The organism is Butyrivibrio sp. AE2032 (assembly GCF_000702965.1).
Map to the genome: position 1 here is coordinate 332009 of NZ_JNLF01000002.1, position 19751 is coordinate 351759.

16 protein-coding genes are annotated in these 19751 nt (G+C 47.8%); 4 read left to right on the plus strand and 12 right to left on the minus strand.

Going from position 1 to position 19751, the window contains the following annotated elements; translation table 11 throughout:
• Nucleotides 1-95 precede the first annotated feature (95 nt).
• The 3 genes from queA to BO18_RS01425 are packed head-to-tail and all read left to right on the plus strand — an operon-like array spanning nucleotide 96 to nucleotide 4683.
• Nucleotides 96-1133: a tRNA preQ1(34) S-adenosylmethionine ribosyltransferase-isomerase QueA gene (queA, locus tag BO18_RS01415; RefSeq protein WP_034442658.1), complete on the plus strand. Its 1038-nt coding sequence runs from the start codon at nucleotides 96-98 to the stop codon at nucleotides 1131-1133.
• A 1-nt stretch (nucleotide 1134) separates the two neighbouring features.
• A complete protein-coding gene (tgt, locus tag BO18_RS01420; protein WP_034442661.1) occupies nucleotides 1135-2253 on the plus strand; it encodes a tRNA guanosine(34) transglycosylase Tgt in 1119 nt (372 codons plus the stop codon).
• 3 nt (nucleotides 2254-2256) lie between these two features.
• Nucleotides 2257-4683, plus strand: a complete 2427-nt coding sequence (locus BO18_RS01425; protein WP_051688416.1) for a glycoside hydrolase family 3 N-terminal domain-containing protein — start codon at nucleotides 2257-2259, stop codon at nucleotides 4681-4683.
• On the opposite strand, the gene BO18_RS01430 is transcribed toward BO18_RS01425, so the two are convergent.
• The 7 genes from BO18_RS01430 to BO18_RS01460 are packed head-to-tail and all read right to left on the minus strand — an operon-like array spanning nucleotide 4680 to nucleotide 13450.
• Nucleotides 4680-5222 carry a hypothetical protein gene (locus BO18_RS01430; RefSeq protein WP_034442663.1) on the minus strand — a complete coding sequence of 181 codons (543 nt, stop codon included), beginning with the start codon at nucleotides 5220-5222 and terminating at the stop codon, nucleotides 4680-4682. The two genes, BO18_RS01425 and BO18_RS01430, sit on opposite strands and share 4 nt — an antisense overlap.
• Nucleotides 5219-6115, minus strand: coding sequence for a PP2C family protein-serine/threonine phosphatase (locus BO18_RS01435; RefSeq protein ID WP_034442666.1), 897 nt, complete (start codon nucleotides 6113-6115; stop codon nucleotides 5219-5221). Before BO18_RS01435 ends, BO18_RS01430 begins: the two co-directional genes overlap by 4 nt.
• A gap of 2 nt (nucleotides 6116-6117) precedes the next feature.
• Complete coding sequence (locus BO18_RS01440) at nucleotides 6118-7125, minus strand: hypothetical protein (protein ID WP_034442669.1); 1008 nt, start codon at nucleotides 7123-7125, stop codon at nucleotides 6118-6120.
• A gap of 11 nt (nucleotides 7126-7136) precedes the next feature.
• On the minus strand, nucleotides 7137-8486 hold the full coding sequence (trmFO, locus tag BO18_RS01445) for a methylenetetrahydrofolate--tRNA-(uracil(54)-C(5))-methyltransferase (FADH(2)-oxidizing) TrmFO (protein WP_242856500.1): 1350 nt from the start codon (nucleotides 8484-8486) through the stop codon (nucleotides 7137-7139).
• The gene (gene topA / locus BO18_RS01450; protein WP_034442673.1) at nucleotides 8473-10641 is read right to left on the minus strand and encodes a type I DNA topoisomerase; all 2169 of its coding nucleotides are present in this window, start codon (nucleotides 10639-10641) and stop codon (nucleotides 8473-8475) included. The genes trmFO and topA overlap by 14 nt, the downstream gene beginning before the upstream one ends.
• Before the next feature lie 43 nt (nucleotides 10642-10684).
• Nucleotides 10685-11920, minus strand: a complete 1236-nt coding sequence (dprA, locus tag BO18_RS32255; protein ID WP_051688417.1) for a DNA-processing protein DprA — start codon at nucleotides 11918-11920, stop codon at nucleotides 10685-10687.
• A gap of 9 nt (nucleotides 11921-11929) precedes the next feature.
• On the minus strand, nucleotides 11930-13450 hold the full coding sequence (locus tag BO18_RS01460) for a YifB family Mg chelatase-like AAA ATPase (protein ID WP_034442677.1): 1521 nt from the start codon (nucleotides 13448-13450) through the stop codon (nucleotides 11930-11932).
• A gap of 247 nt (nucleotides 13451-13697) precedes the next feature.
• Here BO18_RS01460 and ychF point away from each other — a divergent pair, with 247 nt between their 5' ends.
• On the plus strand, nucleotides 13698-14792 hold the full coding sequence (gene ychF / locus BO18_RS01465; RefSeq protein WP_034442680.1) for a redox-regulated ATPase YchF: 1095 nt from the start codon (nucleotides 13698-13700) through the stop codon (nucleotides 14790-14792).
• A gap of 45 nt (nucleotides 14793-14837) precedes the next feature.
• Here ychF and BO18_RS32260 read toward each other — a convergent pair whose 3' ends face one another.
• Genes BO18_RS32260 through polA form a run of 5 tightly spaced genes read right to left on the minus strand, consistent with a single transcriptional unit; the run spans nucleotide 14838 to nucleotide 19734 of the window.
• The gene (locus tag BO18_RS32260; RefSeq protein WP_051688418.1) at nucleotides 14838-15416 is read right to left on the minus strand and encodes an HdeD family acid-resistance protein; all 579 of its coding nucleotides are present in this window, start codon (nucleotides 15414-15416) and stop codon (nucleotides 14838-14840) included.
• 29 nt (nucleotides 15417-15445) lie between these two features.
• The gene (locus BO18_RS01475; protein WP_051688419.1) at nucleotides 15446-16123 is read right to left on the minus strand and encodes a SanA/YdcF family protein; all 678 of its coding nucleotides are present in this window, start codon (nucleotides 16121-16123) and stop codon (nucleotides 15446-15448) included.
• The gene (locus BO18_RS01480) at nucleotides 16098-16436 is read right to left on the minus strand and encodes a hypothetical protein (protein ID WP_034442683.1); all 339 of its coding nucleotides are present in this window, start codon (nucleotides 16434-16436) and stop codon (nucleotides 16098-16100) included. The genes BO18_RS01475 and BO18_RS01480 overlap by 26 nt, the downstream gene beginning before the upstream one ends.
• Nucleotides 16433-17038: a dephospho-CoA kinase gene (gene coaE, locus BO18_RS01485; RefSeq protein WP_034442684.1), complete on the minus strand. Its 606-nt coding sequence runs from the start codon at nucleotides 17036-17038 to the stop codon at nucleotides 16433-16435. Before coaE ends, BO18_RS01480 begins: the two co-directional genes overlap by 4 nt.
• Nucleotides 17038-19734, minus strand: coding sequence for a DNA polymerase I (gene polA, locus BO18_RS01490; RefSeq protein WP_034442687.1), 2697 nt, complete (start codon nucleotides 19732-19734; stop codon nucleotides 17038-17040). Before polA ends, coaE begins: the two co-directional genes overlap by 1 nt.
• Nucleotides 19735-19751: the final 17 nt, after the last annotated feature.

A 19751-nucleotide genomic window follows, 5' to 3' on the forward strand; every position in this document is an offset into this window, starting at 1 on the left:
TTCTTGTTATATCAAATACCGATATGTGAATCCGCATTTTCTTGTATTTTGTGATAAACTTCTGTCGTTATATTTTAATTAATAAGGCATGGAATATGAAAACTTCTGATTTTTACTACGATCTGCCCGAGAGGCTCATTGCCCAGGTTCCCACCAAGGACCGTCTGGCATCACGCCTTTTGGTACTCGACAAAAAGACCGGCAGAACAATTGACGGTCACTTCCCTGATATCAAAAAATACCTTAGAAAAGGAGATGTTCTTGTTATCAACAACACCAGAGTTATTCCTGCCAGACTTTTAGGCGTTAGATCTGATACCCAGAGTCCCGTTGAGCTTCTTCTTTTAAAGAGGATCGACGACAACCACTGGGAGACATTAGCACGTCCGGGCAAGAAGGTCAGAGAAGGCAAGCGCATGACCTTTATTCCCGGAGAACTCGAAGCTGAATGCGAACAGGTTCTGGAGAGCGGTAACAGGATAATCAGATTTGAATTCAACGGAGTGTGGGAGGAAGTTCTGGACAAGGCAGGTACCATTCCCCTTCCGCCATATATCCACGAAAAACTTGACGATCCTGAGAGATATCAGACCGTATATTCCAAGGATGCGGGTTCTGCAGCGGCTCCTACTGCAGGTCTTCATTTCACCAAAGAACTCCTGGCTGAATTGCAGGATATGGGCGTTGAGATTGCAGAGCTTACTCTTCATGTAGGTTTAGGAACTTTCAGACCCGTTAAAGCTGAGACAATAGAAGATCACGAGATGCATTCCGAGTGGTATGACTTCCCCAAGGAAGCTTCAGACATCATTAGAAAAGCCAGAAGCGAAGGCAGAAGGATAATTTCTGTCGGAACCACTTCAACGAGAACTCTTGAGACCGTTGCTTCTAACGATCCTGATATGAAGCCTGCATCAGGTTATACGCAGATCTTTATCTACCCGGGATATGAGTTTAAGTGTGTTAATTCACTTATCACGAACTTCCATTTACCTGAATCAACACTGATAATGCTGGTATCAGCCTTAGCAGGCAGAGAAAACGTATTAAACGCATATAAACACGCCGTTGAAGAGGAATACAGATTCTTCTCTTTCGGTGACGCAATGTTCATCACAGATCTGGAGAACTGATATGGCTGATCATCCCGTATGGTACGAACACATCCACACATGCGCTCAGACGGGCGCAAGGCTCGGCAAGGTACACACGCCTCACGGGACTTTCATGACGCCCGCATTCATGCCCGTCGGCACACAGGCTTCTATCAAGGGCATGAGCCCTGAGGAAGTCTCAGGCATGGGCGCAGGCATAATGCTCTCCAACACGTATCATCTGTGGCTTAGACCCGGAAGCGACATCGTAGCAAAAGCCGGCGGACTTCACAAGTTCATGAACTGGAACGGAGCGATACTTACGGACAGCGGCGGATTCCAGGTGTTCTCACTTGCCAAACCCAAGGACGTCAAGGAAGACGGCGTAAAATTCAGCTCGCACATCGACGGAAGAAAACTGTTTCTTACGCCTGAGATATCGATGCAGGTCCAGAACGATCTCGGAGCTGACATCATAATGGCTTTCGACGAATGCTGCCCCTACCCTTGCGATCACGCTTATGCCGACAGGTCACAGGCTAAGACCACAAGATGGCTCGAACGCTGCATCGAGGCCCATAAAAGACCTGATGAGCAGGCTCTTTTCGGCATCATACAGGGATCGATGTATCCTGACTTAAGGAAAAAAAGCGCCGATGCCATAACGTCTTTCGATCTGCCAGGCTTTGCGATAGGCGGCATCTCGGTAGGCGAACCCAAAGATCTTTTCATCGACATGATAGACTGCACCGTTCCCCTCATGCCCGAGGACAAACCCAGATATCTCATGGGCGTAGGTACGCCCGATTATCTTATAGAAGGTTCCTGCAGAGGCGTCGACATGTTCGACTGCGTCCTCCCGACCAGGATGGGCAGACACGGCACGATCCTTACTGACTACGGCAAGAAGATAATCAGAGACAAGAAGTTCGCTGAAGATTTCGGTCCGATGGATCCCTATTGCGACTGCTATGCATGCACCAATTTCTCCGCGGCGTATGTAAGACATCTCATCAAGGCAAACGAGATGTTCGGCCTAAGGCTCTGCACGTATCACAACATCTATTTCCTGTTGATGCTCATGGAAAGGATCCGCCAGGCGATCGCCGAAGACAGACTCGGCGATTTCAGGAAAGAATTCTACGAACGCCTGGGCTAAACCATGAAGTCTTTGATCCACGCATCAAAAGACCCTACGTTTTCGGAACGTGAGAAAGAACATTATGCGCTTGCAAGAAAGATCTGCGCAGACGGCATCGTCCTGCTCGAAAACAACGGCATCCTCCCTTTAAAGCCGTCCTGGATCGGACTTTACGGAGCAGGCGCCAGACACACGGCTTTCGGAGGAACCGGCTCGGGAGAAAACAACCCCAGATACTGTCAGGACATCGAACTGTGCCTGCTCCGTGCCGGCTACAGTATCACTTCCCAGCCATGGCTGAACGGCTATGACTTTCAATATTATAAAGAATACGATGCTTACTGCGCTTCGCTTTCCAAAGCCCTGAAGAAAGTTCCCTTGATGGAGCACATGGATTATGCGGCAGATCATCCTTTCCTCCTTCCTGCCGGACGCGTGCTCGAAAAAGACGAAAAGATCCATTGTGATACCGCATTCTATATTCTTACAAGACAAGCCGGAGAAGGCGCGGACAGAAAAGACATCCCCGGAGATTATTACATAACCGAAGACGAGAAGGCCGTCATGCGTTCTGTTACGGAAAGATATAAGGATACGGTCCTGGTACTCAACACAGGCTCGGTAATAGATCTGAATTTCCTGGATGAGATACATTTCTCCGCAGTCATACTTCTCATGCAGGGCGGCATGGAAACCGGTAACGCCCTGGTCGATGTTATTTCGGGCAAAGTAAATCCTTCGGGAAGACTTACCGACACCTGGGCATATTCATACAGCGACTATCCGTGCGCAGATACCTTTTCAGAGAGAAATCCCGAACAGTATCAGGAAGACTACAAAGAAGGCATCTTCACAGGCTACAGATGGTTTGACAAAAAAGGCATACGCCCAAGATATCCGTTCGGATACGGCTTGAGCTATACGGAGTTTTATACTTCCGCTGAAAGCTATGAAGTACACGGCACCACCATAACGGTAAACGCTTCCGTAAAAAACACTGCCAACCTTGCAGGACGCGAGGTCGTTATGCTCTTCGTATCTTTTCCGGAACACAGATTCATCAGAGAGAAAAGAGCTCTGGCCGCATTTGCAAAAACACCCGTCATAAATCCCGGTGATTCTGCCAACGTCAGTTTGTCATTCGATCTTAAGGATCATGCGGCATTCGACAATGAGACAGGTTCATTCGTGCTCGAAAAGGGATGCTATACAGTTGCACTCAATGACACTCCCCTGTTCATTGCCGAACTCGATGCAGACGCAGTTACAGAAAAGGCCGGAGTACTGTTCAAGTCAGACCGCAAGATAGAATCCCTGATAACCGGGAAAGCTGAACAGGAGATCCCCGTTCTTCCCCACATCAGAATAAACGCATCCGACATAGATACAACCGTCTTTTCATACGGTGTGCCGGAAATGGTCAGAGATGACAGTATCGATGAGATAGTATCCAAATTATCAGTAAAGGACATGACAAAACTTCTTGTGGGAAGGACATACTTCGGTCCCTACAGACACAGAGTCTTCGGTGCTGTCGGATATACCACTTCAAAGCTTTTCGGAAAAGGCATAGACTCAATGCCAATGGCTGACGGACCTCAGGGACTGAACCTTACAAAGATCTCTAAAAAGCCGTGGCACAGTCTGTTTGCCATACCCACAATGCCTGAATCAATCAGGATCTCGCACAAGATAGTCAGAAAAGAACTCAAGGAAGACACCAGAAAAGAACTCTATTATCAGTATTGCACTTCCTGGCCTTCTGAGACCCTTGTAGCCCAGACATGGGACATTGAACTCGCAAGACAGATGGGCGATGCCATCGGCAAAGAGATGAAAGAATACGGAGTTGTATTCTGGCTTGGCCCAGCAATGAACATACACAGGAACCCGCTTTGCGGAAGAAACTACGAATACTATTCAGAAGACCCCCTGCTGACCGGAGAGATGGCAGCGGCTGTAAGTATTGGAGTGCAGTCTCACGAAGGATGCTTTGTGACGCTGAAGCATTTCGCTGCAAACAACCTTGAAACAAAGCGCAACGTATCTTCTTCCAATCTCGACGAGAGAACACTCCGTGAGATATATCTCAAGGCTTTCAGGATAGCCGTCAAAAAGGCCACTCCTGAAGGAGTAATGTGCAGCTACAACAAGATAAACGGAAAATATACCGCACTGAGCTACGAACTCCAGACATCAGTCCTTCGTAATGAATGGGGATTTGACGGCATAGTAATGACAGACTGGTTCGCGACAGGGCATCATGAGAGCCTTGACGAACTCTGCTGCAAAGCCGGAACCGACCTGATAATGCCGGGCATGCCAACCATCCCTTCAAAGATAATGAAAGCATACAGAAAAGGCTTGATAACAAAAGACGACATCGAACGCAGCGCCAGAAGGATAATCAGGCTTGCGTTAAAAAGCCATCTGAACAGGCAAGATTAAACATCAAGTTTCAAAGTAACAGCGGAAAGATTCCCGCACTTTAACTGATTCTGGTCAGAGATCCTTCTTACCAGCATGTTCATCCAGTCACTGCAAGAACTCGAGACCAATGCATCCGCAAGGATACCTTCATCAGACAGCGGCTTATAGAAGTTGGATGTGGCGCATATTATCCAGTCCTCACGGGACAGTCCGAAAAAGCCGTTCGGCAGCAGGCTTATCTGCCCGTTACATACGATCTTGGCGCTGACGTCTCCCCGTCTTACACATTCGACGCCGGTTCCCGCGACCCTGAGGATCAGATACTCGGCTTCGTGATCAAGGCATTCTTCGAATACGGAATGAAGTTCGTTCATGCTCTTGCTGCCCTCTTCACTGCTCAGGATCTCCGAAAACAGGAGCGACTGGCTCTTCGGCGCGGATTCAAGCTTGCTGCCGCTGAATATGGCAACAGTAAGAGTCGGGGTAAGCCTTAAGAAGATCTCATCCCTGTATTCCTCAGCACCGCCCCTGTGCTTGAATGTGTAATACTCTATCAAACGTAGCTCCTCTTCATCTTGATGATGACTGCGGAATAGTTATCCTGCCTGGGATTCTTTCTGGCCTTTACGCCGTATTTAATAGTCCTGGCAATACCTGTTGCACTCTGATCGAAATGGATGTGACTTACGATCCTGTTCAAAGGCATCGAATCAGTAACGCCGTCCGAACTTACGATAATGATATCATTCTCGATGAGCCTTATAGGACGCGAAGTCTTCTGAACGTTGCAGTTGATGTTCCCCACAAAATCGATAAGCCCCTTCGCCCTTGTATCCCTGTAAGCATCAGTGGTATCAAGACCGCCGTCAGCAAGTTTCTTTATCATAAGAGTGATGTAATTCTGTTTGTGATTAAGGAGGGTGGCCCGGTTATTGCGGATAAGTATGATGTTGCTGTCGCCGAGGCTGTAGAAATTCATGTAGTCATCGAAGATATGGACCATGACAAGAGTCGCGCCAGCGCTGAGGTGATATTGTTCGTAGATCTTATCGGATATCCCCGTTATTATCCTGCTGTTCTCCTGCTGGGCATCAAATCTGTACGGATAATTCTCACTCAGTGAATCGGTAACGAACTTTGAAACGACCTCACCGTTAAGAAGACCTCCCATGCCGTCAGAACAGGCTGCAACGAGGCCTGATTCATCAAGTTTGTCCATAGGCGAGATGTAGAGTGAGTCTTCCTGGTTCTCTCTTTTTCCGCGTTCATGGAAATATGCCACATCACATATGAGCTTTAACTTCTCTTTATGTTTTTTACTGTATGCGTTTGTCTTTATCAGCGCATAGAGAGCGACAACGACGAAAGATATAAAGGCAAACAAAAAAAGCACCAGCGCGATGATGAGTGCACGGACGGTTTCATCGGATAACAGACTATAATCGTACATCGTTATTGTTCAGGATCTGAGGGATTATCCTCTTCATCGTTTTCGTTGTCTCTATCTAATTCTATCGCACTATCCTCTTTTGTATAGTCATTCTCATCCTCTATATAGAATTCGTATTCATCGTCATGCCTGTGGACAAATGGTCCTTCGGGATCAGCATTATCTTCGGCAACATACTTATCGATAAGATAGCCGGAGTAATATGAGAGCATATACTGTACCCACGCGATAACGAGAAATGAATAGAAAAACAAAAAGATGCCTAAAGTCAGATAAGATGCCGACATTAAAAGATAAAACGGCACTAAAACGTATAACAAAGTAATAATGATGAAAAATCCCAGGCTGTTACCGAACTTTATCAGTACCAGCAGTATGGCATTTTTATAAAGTTTGCCGACGCTGAGATCGGTCGATACCATAAGCTGGTATACATAATTCTGTATAAGGATAAACATAATTAACAGCAGCATGAAAAGGCCGCCGATCATAACTGCGACCGTCAGTTCGAGACGGAGATAGAAGTTTATCGACAGAAGCATTACCGCTGAAACGAGCATGCCGTTGATCATAACGATAAGGCCCTTTTTCCAGTTAGCCTTAAGTCCCTGTTTAAAGCTCGAGAAAACCGAGACTATGCTTCCGTTCCGCATATCCTTATATACCTGTGAAAACCCTGCCTGAAACGGTCCGACGCATACCAAAAGACTTGAGACCATGAGCGTTATGAAAAACACCATGAGCAGCATAAACATCTGATATGAGACAGCCTGCGTGCCGTCTTCGGCGGTAACGGTAAGAAGGCTTCCCAGATTAAAAGAAGGCCACAGTGCCGGTATCACGAATATTGAATAGAAATATGAGATGATGATGGCAGGAATGTTAAAGACGATGAACAGAACGTTCACCGCCATAAGCCTTACGATATTGGTCCAGCCAGACATGAAAAATCGTGCGACGGGACCTCTGGGCCTTTTTATTTCCTCAACGTTTGAATTATCCGGATCCATATCTTATAAGATCACCCGGCAGTAAGTCTTTTTACGCTTGCTTCGAAAAGCTGAAGATGTTCAAGAGCCCTGTCCGCGATCGCGTTATTCTTGTCTTTCTTTCCGGTCTTCCCTTTGAATCTGCCCTCGATCGGACTTACTATGCCGAAATTCGCATTCATCGGCTGGAATTTCTTTATGTGCGGATCGGAAACATAAAGAGCCATAGAACCGATAACCGTGCAGGGATCGGGTTCATATGAAAGGTCTATTCCCAAAGCTCGCTGCGCGGCATAGAAACCTGCCAGGAATCCGGACGCCGTCGATTCGATATAGCCTTCAACACCGGTGATCTGACCGGCAAAGAAGATATCAGGCTTTGCCCTTAAGCTGTAATGCGAAGAAAGATACAAAGGAGAATTTAGGAACGTATTGCGGTGCATGACGCCGTATCTGGTATATTCCGCATTCTCAAGTCCGGGGATCATGCCGAAGACACGCTTTTGCTCAGGCCATTTGAGCCTGGTCTGGAAACCGACGAGGTTATACATGGTCTTGGCACGGTCATCCTGTCTAAGCTGAAGATTTGCATAAGGTTCCCTGCCGGTCTTCGGATCGGTCAGACCGACACCCTTAAGAGGTCCGAAACGCATCGTATCAACGCCTCTTTGTGCCATTACTTCAATAGGCATGCAGCCTTCAAAGACAATCTCCCTGTCGAAATTCTTGACCTCAGCCCTCTCGGCATTGACCAGAGCTTCCCTGAATGCAAGATACTCTTCCTTGTTCATGGGACAGTTGATGTAATCGTCTCCGCCCTTGCCGTATCTCGAAGCCCTGAAAGCTTTAGTCATGTCTATGGAATCGCCCGTTACGATAGGTGCGGCACTGTCAAAGAAATGAAGGCCTGAAGTATCGCCTGTTACCTTAAGGATATCCTCGAAAAGCTCACCTTCGGTAAGAGGTCCCGTGGCAACGATGACAATACCCTCTTCAGGTATCTTCGTCACTTCTCCGGGTATGACTTCGATCAGCGGGTTATTCCTTATCTTTTCGGTGATGTATCCGGAGAACTCTTCCCTGTCCACGGCAAGCGCGCCGCCTGCAGGGATGCTGCTCTTGTCGGCAGATTCCATTATCAGCGAACCTAAATGCCTCAGTTCTTCTTTAAGAAGTCCGATGGCATTCTCTCTGGCGGCAGCTCTTAACGAATTGCTGCATACAAGTTCGGCAAATTTCTCCGAATGATGGGCAGGGCTGTACTTAACCGGCTTCATCTCATAAAGCTTTACGGACACGCCTGCTCTGGCACAGATATAAGCGGCTTCCGAACCCGCCAGACCTGCACCTATTATGGTAACTACAGGATCACTCTTCATCATTGTCTTTCTTGTTGCCGGAAGAAGACTTCTTGCTCTTCCTTACATTCGTTGTGCAGTCCTTATTCGAACATCTGGGATAAGCCTTCTTGCCGAAGTGCTTTAATACCATGTAGCTGCCGCACTCGGGGCAGAACTTGCCCTCGATGGGAAGATCCCAGGAAATGAAATCGCAGTTCGGATCCGCACCTTTCTTATCGCAAGTATAGAATGTCTTGTTTCTGTACTTCTTCGATCTGTGTACAAGAAGTCCGGAACCGCATCTCGGGCAGGTACCCTTGGCATATACAACGATATTTTGGGTGTAGTTGCACTCAGGGAAATTGGTGCATGCAATAAACTTGCCGTATCTTCCTTCTTTATAAAGAAGTTCTCCGCCGCACTGGGGGCATACTTCACCGGTCTTCTCGGGCTCAAACGTGATCTTATCGATGGATTCCTGAGCAGCCTTGACCTGTGAATTGAATCCGGGATAGAAACCGTCCAGGACATGCTCCCACTCTTCCTTGCCTTCTTCGACCTCGTCGAGCTTTGTCTCCATCTCAGCCGTGAATGACAGGTCAACGATCTCGCTGAAGTTCTCGGAGAGCATGTTTGTAACGATCTTTCCGAGATCGGTTATCAGAAGGAGTCTTCCGTCCTTTTCTATGTATTTACGCTCGAGTATCGTTGAGATAGTCGGTGCATATGTGGAAGGTCTTCCGATTCCGTATTCTTCAAGAGCCTTGATGAGCGTAGCTTCCGTGTAATGCGGAGGAGGCGTCGTGAATTTCTGGAGTGACTTGATGTCAAGGAGCTCGAGCTTCATGCCGTCTTCGAGGGGCGGGATCGAAGCCTTGCCGTCCTGATCGTCTGTCTTGTTCTGATCTTCGGCAACATCATCGTAAAGCACAAGGAAGCCCTTGAAAGTAACGGTCTCGCCTGATGCTCTGAAAACCCTGCCGTTGCAGGAAGCCTGGCATGTAACCGTGTCGAGCTTGCAGGATGCCATCTGTGTTGCAAGAAACCTGTCCCAGATGAGCTGATAGAGCTTATACTGATCGGTCGTAAGTGATGACCTGATTGCTCTGGGATCAAGATCGAAATGAGTAGGCCTGATGGCTTCGTGAGCATCCTGGGCTGAATTCTTGTTCTTATACTGTCTCTTGAAAGATGTACAGTATTCGCTGCCGAATCTTTCCTTGATGATCTTCTTTGCTGCTTCAACGGCTTCCTCAGAGATACGTACTGAGTCTGTTCTGATATAAGAAACGAGAGCTGTCTGGCCGGCACCTGCGATCTCAACACCTTCGTAGAGCTGCTGGGCGATGGACATCGTCTTTTTAGAAGAGAATCCGAGTCTCTTTGAAGCTTCCTGCTGAAGCGTGGAAGTCGTGAACGGCGGATAAGGATTGCGCTCCTTTGTACCCTTCTTTATTGAATCAACAGTCAGAGGACCTGTTCCGACAGCATCAAGAACGACCTGGGCGTCTTCAAGACACTTCAAGTCATCCTTCTTAACTTTACCGCTGCCGTCAACCGTGCCGTAATATCCGAGAACGAACTTATCGGTATTCTTTCCGGGTGTAACGACAGCCTTGATGAGCCAGTATTCCTCAGGATTGAAAGCATCGATCTCTGCATCCCTGTCCATTACGATCTTTGTGGCAACTGACTGTACCCGTCCTGCGGAAAGCCCCTTTCTGATCTTTTTCCAGAGCAGAGGGCTCAGCTCATAACCGACAAGTCTGTCCAGGATCCTTCTTGCCTGCTGTGCGTTGGCAAGATTCATATTGATGGCCCTTGGATTCTTGATGGCTTCCTGAACTGCAGACTTCGTGATCTCGTTAAATGTGATCCTGCACTTTGAATCGGGATCGATCTTCAGGACCTTGGCAAGATGCCATGCGATAGCTTCACCTTCGCGGTCAGGGTCGGTCGCGAGCAGTATCTCATCTGCTTCCTGAGCCATGAGCTTAAGATCTCTTACGACCTTCTCCTTTCCTTTCATAGTTATGTATAACGGCTTGTAATTATGCTTTACGTCAACTCCGAGATTGCTTGAAGGAAGATCTCTTATGTGTCCCAGAGAAGCGGTAATGATATAATCACTTCCGAGATATCTGCCGATGGTCTTTGACTTGGCAGGAGACTCAACGATAACCAGTTTCTTACTCATGAAGTACCCCTTTAATATATTTTTAATAAAAAATATATCATCATTATACAAATGTCAACGAGTACTTTCCCTTCTCCTGACAGACCGAACCTTTCAGTTCCAGCTCGGTCAAAAGGCCCGAAACCTTATAAAACGGGAGCATCGTGGCTTTGCAAAGCTCATCCGCACATAATGGTTTCAGAGTAAGCGCATCGAGAAGCAGAGACTTCCAGTTATCATCAGTGAGTTCTTCGGGTCTGACCTTCGCAAGTTCCCTTAATACCGCGATATCAGAGCTCCTTACTTCCCCATTGCAGTCATCGTGAAATCTGATCTCACCGGGACAGGCAAGTCCCATACGCTTATACATTATGGCACGGGAAATGCTGTCAATCACATTGTCCGTGCCGAGAAGTATATTCCCGCCGTCCTCGAGGAGCTTCAGTCCGCCCATGGCATTCTCATAGTAGATGCTGTTCGGCAGAACAAAGACCTCCTTGCCCTGAGCCGCGGAATATGAAGCCGTATGCAAAGTTCCCGATACCGTACCAGCCTCCATGACGAGCGTGCAGTCGGAAAGTCCGGCGATAAGCCTGTTACGTGACGGAAAGTACTGTCTGAGCGGGGTCTGGCCGGGCGGCATCTCTGATATTATCAGTCCCTTTGCACTGATAAGGTCATAGATATCCTTATTTGCAGGGGGATATATATTATCTGCTCCTCCTGCAAGTATCGCTATGGTCCCTCCCTTGGTATCAACTGACGACAGGTGGGCCTGCCGGTCGATGCCGTAAGCCATTCCCGACACGATCGCAATGCCCTTTTCTCCAAGTTCCCTGCACATCCGGTCAGTCGCATACTGTGAATACTTACTCGGATTACGGGACCCTACAACGGCTGCTGCCCCGTGCAAAGTCATCTGATCTATGAGCGAATACCGCCCCTTTGCAAAGAAGACTTTAGGCATTCCACCGAGAACCCGCCAGTTATACGGATAATCAACATCAAGGCAAGATACGACCCTGATACCGTTCTGTTCGGCAAGTTTTAAGTATTCTTTGGCTTTGCGTCCGACCTCGCCGAATGAATCCAGAAGTTTTCTGACCTTGCCGACAGTATTCTGGCTCAGCTCCATTTCCTCTTTCGAAATCCTCTCAAGGATCTCTTTATCGGCAATGTCCCTGTATGTCCTTAAAGCTTTATGCTCCATAAGATCGTTAAAACATCTGTAATCGATCCCGGTATTCATCTTTACCGCTATGTAAAAGCAATCGTTATATTGATTAGAAGCATTTCCCATATTCAATACCTAAACACCTTTCATCCTGAATGCGACAGCTTCAGAAACATGCGCTTCCGTTACATCAGCAGAATCATCCAGATCGGCGACTGTCCTTGCGACTCTAAGTATTTTTGTGAATCCTCTTGCCGAAAAGAATCCTTTCTCGCACATATCAGTTGCAAACCTTATTACACTTGATGGTATCCTCATCGAATTCCTGATGTCACCGTCAGGAAATGTGCCGTTGAGATATCCTCCGCCGTATCTTTCACGCTCCATCTGCCAGCAACGTTCAACTGCATTGCGGTATTCAAGGCTCTCACTGCCTTTGTCTCCAATGTAGATCTCAGACATGTCATCTCCCGATATAGACCGCATCTCGCTGAATAAGTCTATCCTTTCAAGGAACGGACCGCTTATCTTCGAAAGGTATCTTTTGATGTCAGGTCCCGAGCACCTGCACTTGTTTCCTTTCTCATAGAGCATCCCGCATCTGCAGGGATTACCGGTACCGAGAAATATAAAATTGCAGTCATAAGAATACAGATTACCGTGTCTTAAGAGATTGATCTTACGGTCTTCCAAAGGCTTTCTAAGAAAATCTATAACTTCCGTCTTATACAATGGAAGTTCATCCGCAAAGAGTATCCCGTGATTTGCAAGCGCAAGTTCCCCAGGCAGTAATGACACCTGATTTCCGGTAAGTTTTCCGACAGTGATGCCCGGTCCTATTATCCTTACCGGTCTGTCACAACTGACTTCAGGCGTTTCCCCGTCAGAAAGTTCAGCCAGAGAATAAACATCGGCAAGTTCCGACTCATTAAGCGGAGGAAGAATGCCGGAAAGGATCTTTCCCGCCATCGTCTTCCCGCAGCCGGGGCTTCCCATCAGAAGTATGTTATGGAACCCCGCGGCACTGATGAGCAGTGCGCGTTTAGTCTTCTCCTGCCCCTTGAGCATCGAGATGTCGATCCGGTCGTCAGATCCAATTCCGCGCGAAAACTGGAACCTGCTCTCTATATAATGATTCCCGTCAAAGATAGAGCTTAGTTCATTAAGACTCGTAACACCCTGGCCAATAAATCCGGCGACTCCTGCACTCGCCGCTTCCCCGTTGGGTATTATCCTGTAATCGAAATCCATATCCCTAACTGTCTTTAACCTTATGCAGGAACCCGGTGTTCCCTTGAGTTCTCCGCCCAGGGTAAGCTCACCTTCCGCATATATCCTTGCTTCAGGAGGAAGATAGAGCTGACCTGAAGCAAACAGTATCCCAAGAGCCATCGGAAGATCAAAGCCCGAACCGGCTTTTCTCATGTAAGCGGGACTTATTCCTATCGTGATATGTCCTTTCGGCATGTTAAATCCCGCTGACTTAAAAGCAGACCTCAGCCTTCCCTGGGATTCCCTTATTGTTGAATCGCAAAGCCCTATTACCGAGAACGTCGGGATACCCGGAGATATCGATACTTCTATCAGTGTCAGGACCGCGTCGGTACCCGTGGCAAAGCACGAATATAGCCGTGCAACATTTGGTCTTGATGCCATGCTGATCACCTCCTCATAAAGTGAGGATACACTGTTGAAAACCGGATTATCAGGGCGAAATCATCGCAGGAAACCGACACGTTTTCCGACAAGATTTCCCGCAAAAACCGACAATTCCGACAGAATATTACAAAAACCTACAAAGAAGCATTCAATGACCATACAAAAACCGACAAAGAACCGACAGAGCAATAGCATTTGAATGTGCTAAAATATTGGGGCAAAAATCGAATTATGAGGTGTTTTTATGAAGCTTGGTATCGTAGGACTTCCCAATGTCGGCAAGAGCACGCTTTTCAATGCCATCACCAGAGCAGGCGCAGAAGCCGCCAATTACCCGTTCTGCACGATCGAACCCAACGTAGGCGTCGTCTCCGTTCCCGACAAGAGACTTGATAAACTCGCAGAGATCTATAACCCCGAGAAATATACTCCCGCAGTAGTCGAATTCGTTGATATCGCAGGACTTGTTGCCGGTGCTTCAAAAGGCGAAGGTCTTGGCAACAAATTCCTTTCGAACATCAGAGAGTGTGACGCGATAGTCCACGTCGTAAGATGCTTCGACGATCCCGACGTCATCCATGTAAACGGACATGCGGATCCCGCAGGCGACATCGCAACGATCGACGTCGAGCTCATCCTCTCCGACTTGGAGATCATGGAAAAGAGGATCGACCGTACAAAGAAGATGATGAAAGGCGGAGACAAGGCTTTCGCAAAAGAACTCGCTGTCTACGAAAAGATCTATAACTGCCTCGCTGAAGGCAAATCCGCAAGAACGCTCGATTTTGAAGATGACGAGCAGGAATACACCAGAGATCTTCAGCTCATCTCAATGAAGCCTGTCCTCTACTGCGCAAACATCGCTGAAGACGACATCAAAAAGGAAGAAGACATCCCTTACGTCAACGCAGTAAAAGAAATCGCAGCCAAGGAAGGTTCCGGCGTTGTAGTTATCTCCGCAAAGATCGAAGAGGAGTTGGGCGAACTCGCCCCCGACGAGCGTGAGATGTTCCTTGAAGACCTTGGCATCGAGAGCGCAGGTCTCGACAAGATGATCAACGCTTCCTATACACTTTTGGGTCTCATCTCTTTCCTTACCGCAGGTCCCAAGGAAGTCCGTGCCTGGACAATAAAGAAAGGCACAAAGGCACCCCAGGCAGCAGGAAAGATCCACTCGGATTTCGAGAGAGGCTTCATCAGAGCGGAAGTTGTTGCTTACGATGACCTCATCAACTGCGGAACATATAACGCAGCAAAGGAAAAAGGTCTTGTAAGGTCAGAGGGTAAGGAATACGTAATGAAAGACGGCGACGTCGTAGTATTCAGGTTCAACGTCTGATAAAACCAAACAACCCAGATCAGAAACAATTCAGATCCGCAAAGTTCACTTCCCGTGCTTTGCGGATTTTTTATCATTCTTTCCGAAGAGTCCCAGAAAACATGTCTCAAGTCCGCTTACTATGAACGCGGCGCCCGTAAACACGATTATGTTCCTCGTTCCCTCAAAAGGATTAACCAGAAGAGCTATGCCTGCAACTATCAGAGCAACAGCAAGGAGTAAAAGCACCCAGCTGTATATGTCCTTCCTGCGGAACAAAAAGATCTCCTGTCTGAGCTTGACGATACCGTCGATAAGGAAAAATATGCCGACTATGGTTGATAGAACCTGCAGCACAAGTTCAGTCTTTAGCAGGAAGATAACGCCAAGGGCCATAAGGATGATCGAATAAACGAGGACTATCTCGGCACCTGCGGCTTTACCGTAATTCTCCTCCCTGAACTGCCTGATGGAAATGATGTAGCCGATGACTTCGGTTATACCCGCAACGAAGAGAACGATGCCGAACAGGATGCCTATTACGCCCGAAGCAAATTCAGGATAAAGGATAAAGTATACTCCGGCAAATATGGCAAATATACCGCCGATATATGTCGGGAGCCTCTTGGTATTCCTGGAGTTCATAGAAGACCTCACCTCAAAGCAATAAACGATCAGTAACCCGGCTTGATCAGCGCGTAGAAGATATCCTTGCAGCGCGCCACAAACTCCCTGCAGTAATTGTACGGTTTTATCACATAACCCGTGTTGATGGCCTCAACACCGACCGACTCGATACCGAACGCACGGCTGTCGTAAACAGAACGCGCAACATGAAATCCTGTAGTAACCACGACGGCAGAACTGATGTCAAACTCACGCTCCGCCCTTAACATAGTATCATAAGTCGACAGACCGAGGGGATCGCACTTTATGGCATCTGCAGGAACGCCCTCTGATATCAGAAAGTCCCTCATGGGAACTATCTCATCATACTTCTCGGGATCTTTCCCGTCACCGCTGACCAGCACATAATCAGCACAACCGGTCTTATAGACAAGAGCCGCCGTTCTTAATCTGTCAGCGAGCATCGGACTCGGATAATCGCCCCAAACTGCGCACCCGAGCACGATTACGGCTTCATAATGAGTTGTACCGGAAACAGAAGGATCCTCAAATTCTTCCCAGGTGTACAGATCAGACTTTGTGCTGTTTTTCACATGAGCATTCATGCACAGCATGACGAGAAAAACTGCAAGACAGATCAGAGCAAAGACAACGAAAAGTTCGAAGATCTTTCTTCCGGTAGTCTTCTTTACGGTTTTATTATTCTGATTTTTCGGACTCTTCATTCTTCTTTTCTTCCGCCTTCTTTGCAGCCTCAGTGAGAGATCTTGTCATGAAATAGATGAGACCTACAGTAAAGACAAACACCAGGAGCACCGTAACATTCGATATTACGACGAAAGCCACGGGAAGGTTTTTCATTAACAGGGTAAACACGAGAACGAGTAAGGTTCCCGACACATATACGCCGCAGCATGCACGGTAGAAGTTCTTATAGATGCCTGATGCAAAAGGAATATTGCCTACAAAAAGCATTATCAGTGCAACGACAGATATAAGCACAAACACCGACGCCGTAATGACTGCCGCCAGATTCATATCCTGATACCTCTCTCATGAAGCTGTTCTCTTATCAGCACATCGACCTTATCCTTAAGATCGTCGAGATCCCAGGAATTGTCGATAGAGTGATCGCCAAGTTCACAGTATTCGTCATCCGTCATCTGGACCGCGATCCTTCTTTCAGCCTCTTCCTTATCCATTCCGCGTTTTCTGAGCCTTGCAAGCCTTACATCCTTATCACATGTGACGACCCAGATCTGGTCGCACAGATCACGGAACTTGTTGACCGGGATCGGCACGTCCAACACAACGCACTTGGTACCCTTCTCCTTCTCTTTTGCAAGAGTCTCGTCTATCTGTTCGAAAACATGTCTGTGTATTATCGTGCTCAGTTCATCGAGTTTCTTCTTGTCGCCGAACGCTATGTCAGACATAACACGGCGGTTCAGTGCGCCATTGGATGTAACGACCTTATTCCCGAACACAGAAGCGATCTCGGGCATGGCTCTGCCCATCGGTCCTGTTACGCTTCTCGATATCTCATCGGCATCGAGCACCGGAAGTCCTCTTTCTGCAAGAAGAGCTGATACAGTACTCTTTCCGCTTCCTATTCCGCCTGTGATTCCCAATACAAACATTATTTAGCTTCCAGCCAGTCCTTTCCGAATCCCACCTCTGCAAGGAGCGGAACGCTGAGTGAAGCGGCAGCTTCCATCTCAGTCTTTAATATCTCCGCACAGAGATCCTTATCTTCGATATCGCATTCGCAAATGAGTTCGTCGTGAACCTGCATTACGAGTTTTGCGCCGGGCAGACGCTCTTCGAGCGCCTTGCTTACGCGGTTCATTGCGATCTTTATTATGTCCGCAGCAGTTCCCTGGATCGGCGTATTCATCGCCACCCTGTAGCCGAAATTCTTTATGTTCCTGTTCTGGCTCTTAAGTTCGTTCAATATCCTCTTCCTGCCATACTCGGTAACCGCAAATCCTTTTTCCTCTCCAAGCTTCTTGAGCTTTTCGAGATATCCGGTAACACCCGGGAACTGAACGCCGTACTCCTTGATCAGTTCGGCCGCATCCTTATATCCGATACCGAGATCCTGAGCAAGACCGTAATCGGAGATGCCGTATATGATGCTGAAGTTTACTGTTTTTGCAGTAGCCCTCATCTTATGCGTGACCATGTCTTCCGATACGCCGAAAACCTTTGCCGCAGTCCTCTTATGAATATCCTCGCCCTCAAGGAATGCGGAACACATTACCTCATCTCCGCTGAGTGCGGCAAGGATCCTGAGCTCGATCTGCGAATAGTCCGCATCTACCAGGATCTTTCCTTCCTCAGCGGTAAACGCCTCACGGAGCCTCGATCCCTCATCGGTCCTTACGGGGATGTTCTGGAGGTTGGGCTCCGTCGAAGAAAGCCTTCCCGTGTTGGTCATCGCCTGAGTAAATGTCGTGTGGATCCTCGAATCGCTCTTTATCGCGCGGGCAAGACCCAGAGCATAGGTGGAATCGAGCTTAGAGAGCTCCCTGTATTTGATGATGTAATCGATCGCGGGAGAATAGCTTCTTAACCTGTTTAATTCTTCTATGCCCGTGGAGAAATCACCGCTCTTGCCCTTCTTTCCTGAAGGCAGATTCAGATACTTCTCACCGTAAAGGATCTCGCCTAACTGCTTGGGCGAAAGGATATTGAATTCTTTGCCGCAGATGTCATAGACCCTGGCGCCGATGTCTTCAAGGCGCTTTGTGTATTCGGCATGCAGTTCGGCGAGTTTTTCACCCGATACATGCATTCCGTTCCTCTCGATCTTATCGAGTGTTATTACGAGAGGATATTCTATCTCATAAAGAAGAGTCTTCAGATCCTTATCCTTCTCGATGTCCCTTGACATTACTTTGGCGATCGCCATTACGGTAAGGAGTCTTTCTGCGCATTCGGTTATCTTCGAAGAACCGTCATCGGGGGCGATCTCGTCAAAGAGCGAGAGCTGCTTTACGGGTCCCTTCTTTTCCTCAACGGGGAATGAGGCCATTACGACACTCTCGTAAAGCCTCTGAAGATCGGGCTTTCCTGAAAGGATGTTAAGGACATATCCCGCTATCTCGCAGTCGAAAACGGAATCAATACACTTCAAAGGTTCTTTCAGATATTTCGATCTGTCCTTATATTCATATGCGACCGGGAATATCCGTTTTCCGCCGGCGAGCCTTTCAACATCCTGAGGTTCCGCCGAATAAGCAGTCTTGCTGTTCCAGTCCAGAAGGATAACCTTTACACCCGAAGGCGTATCAGCAAAATCGATGCCGCAGTTAAGGTTGTCGAAATCAAAAGAAGACGGTGCCTCATTCTTTACGGTAATTCCGTTCTTTAAGATACTTTCAGTCTCAGATGCAATTCCGCTTACAAAATCATCGGCCTGAACAGCAGGTTCAAATCCTGCAGGCTTGACGTCTTCCAAAGAGAGTTTTTTCAGAAGCGACCTTAAGGCCAGACGGTTCAATAATCCGGACATAGCAGAAAGATCTCTAGTGTCAGAAGGATAAACGGAATCTCCTGCCGTGAATTCGACGGGACTTTCCCTGTCGATCGTGCAGAGCTTTATGTTGAGATCCAACAGCTCTCTTGAAGCCGTGATCCTCTCTTTAAGAGCCGGAGACAATTTATCTGCATTCTCGTAAACGCCGTCGCATGAACCGTAATCGGCGATGAGCTTGAAAGCGGTCTTCTCTCCTACTTTCTCGACACCTTTGATGTTGTCTGAATTATCGCCCATGAGAGCTTTAACCTGGACGAAGACCTCAGGTCTTACACCGTATGTTTCTTCGAACATCCTCCGGTCGAATAAGACTCTCGGCTCCTTACCCTTTCCCGACTGAGGCATGATTACCGATACCTTGTCGGAAATGAGTTGGAAATCGTCGTGGTCGCCGCTGAAGATATAGACGTCCATCCCGAGTTCCTCACCCTGCTTTGAAAGGGTTCCGATAAGGTCGTCCGCCTCATATCCTGCAAGTTCCATACGTCTTATACCGTAAGCGTCAAGGAGTTCTTTAACGACCGGCATCTGAGCTGCAAGATCGTCAGGCATACCTTTCCGGTTAGCCTTGTAATCCGTGCTCATCTTATGTCTGAACGTGGGCTCTCTCCTGTCGAAGAGAACGCACATATGATCGGGATTATATTCCTTCATTACGCCCAGGACTGAATTGAAGAAACCGTTTACGGCTCCTGTCGGAGTACCGTCGGGTGCGGTCATGGGAGCCCTGCCGATCACGGCATAGTAGGCTCTGTTCATTATGGAATTTCCGTCAACCAGAAGGAGTGTGCTCATATCAATACCTCTTATGC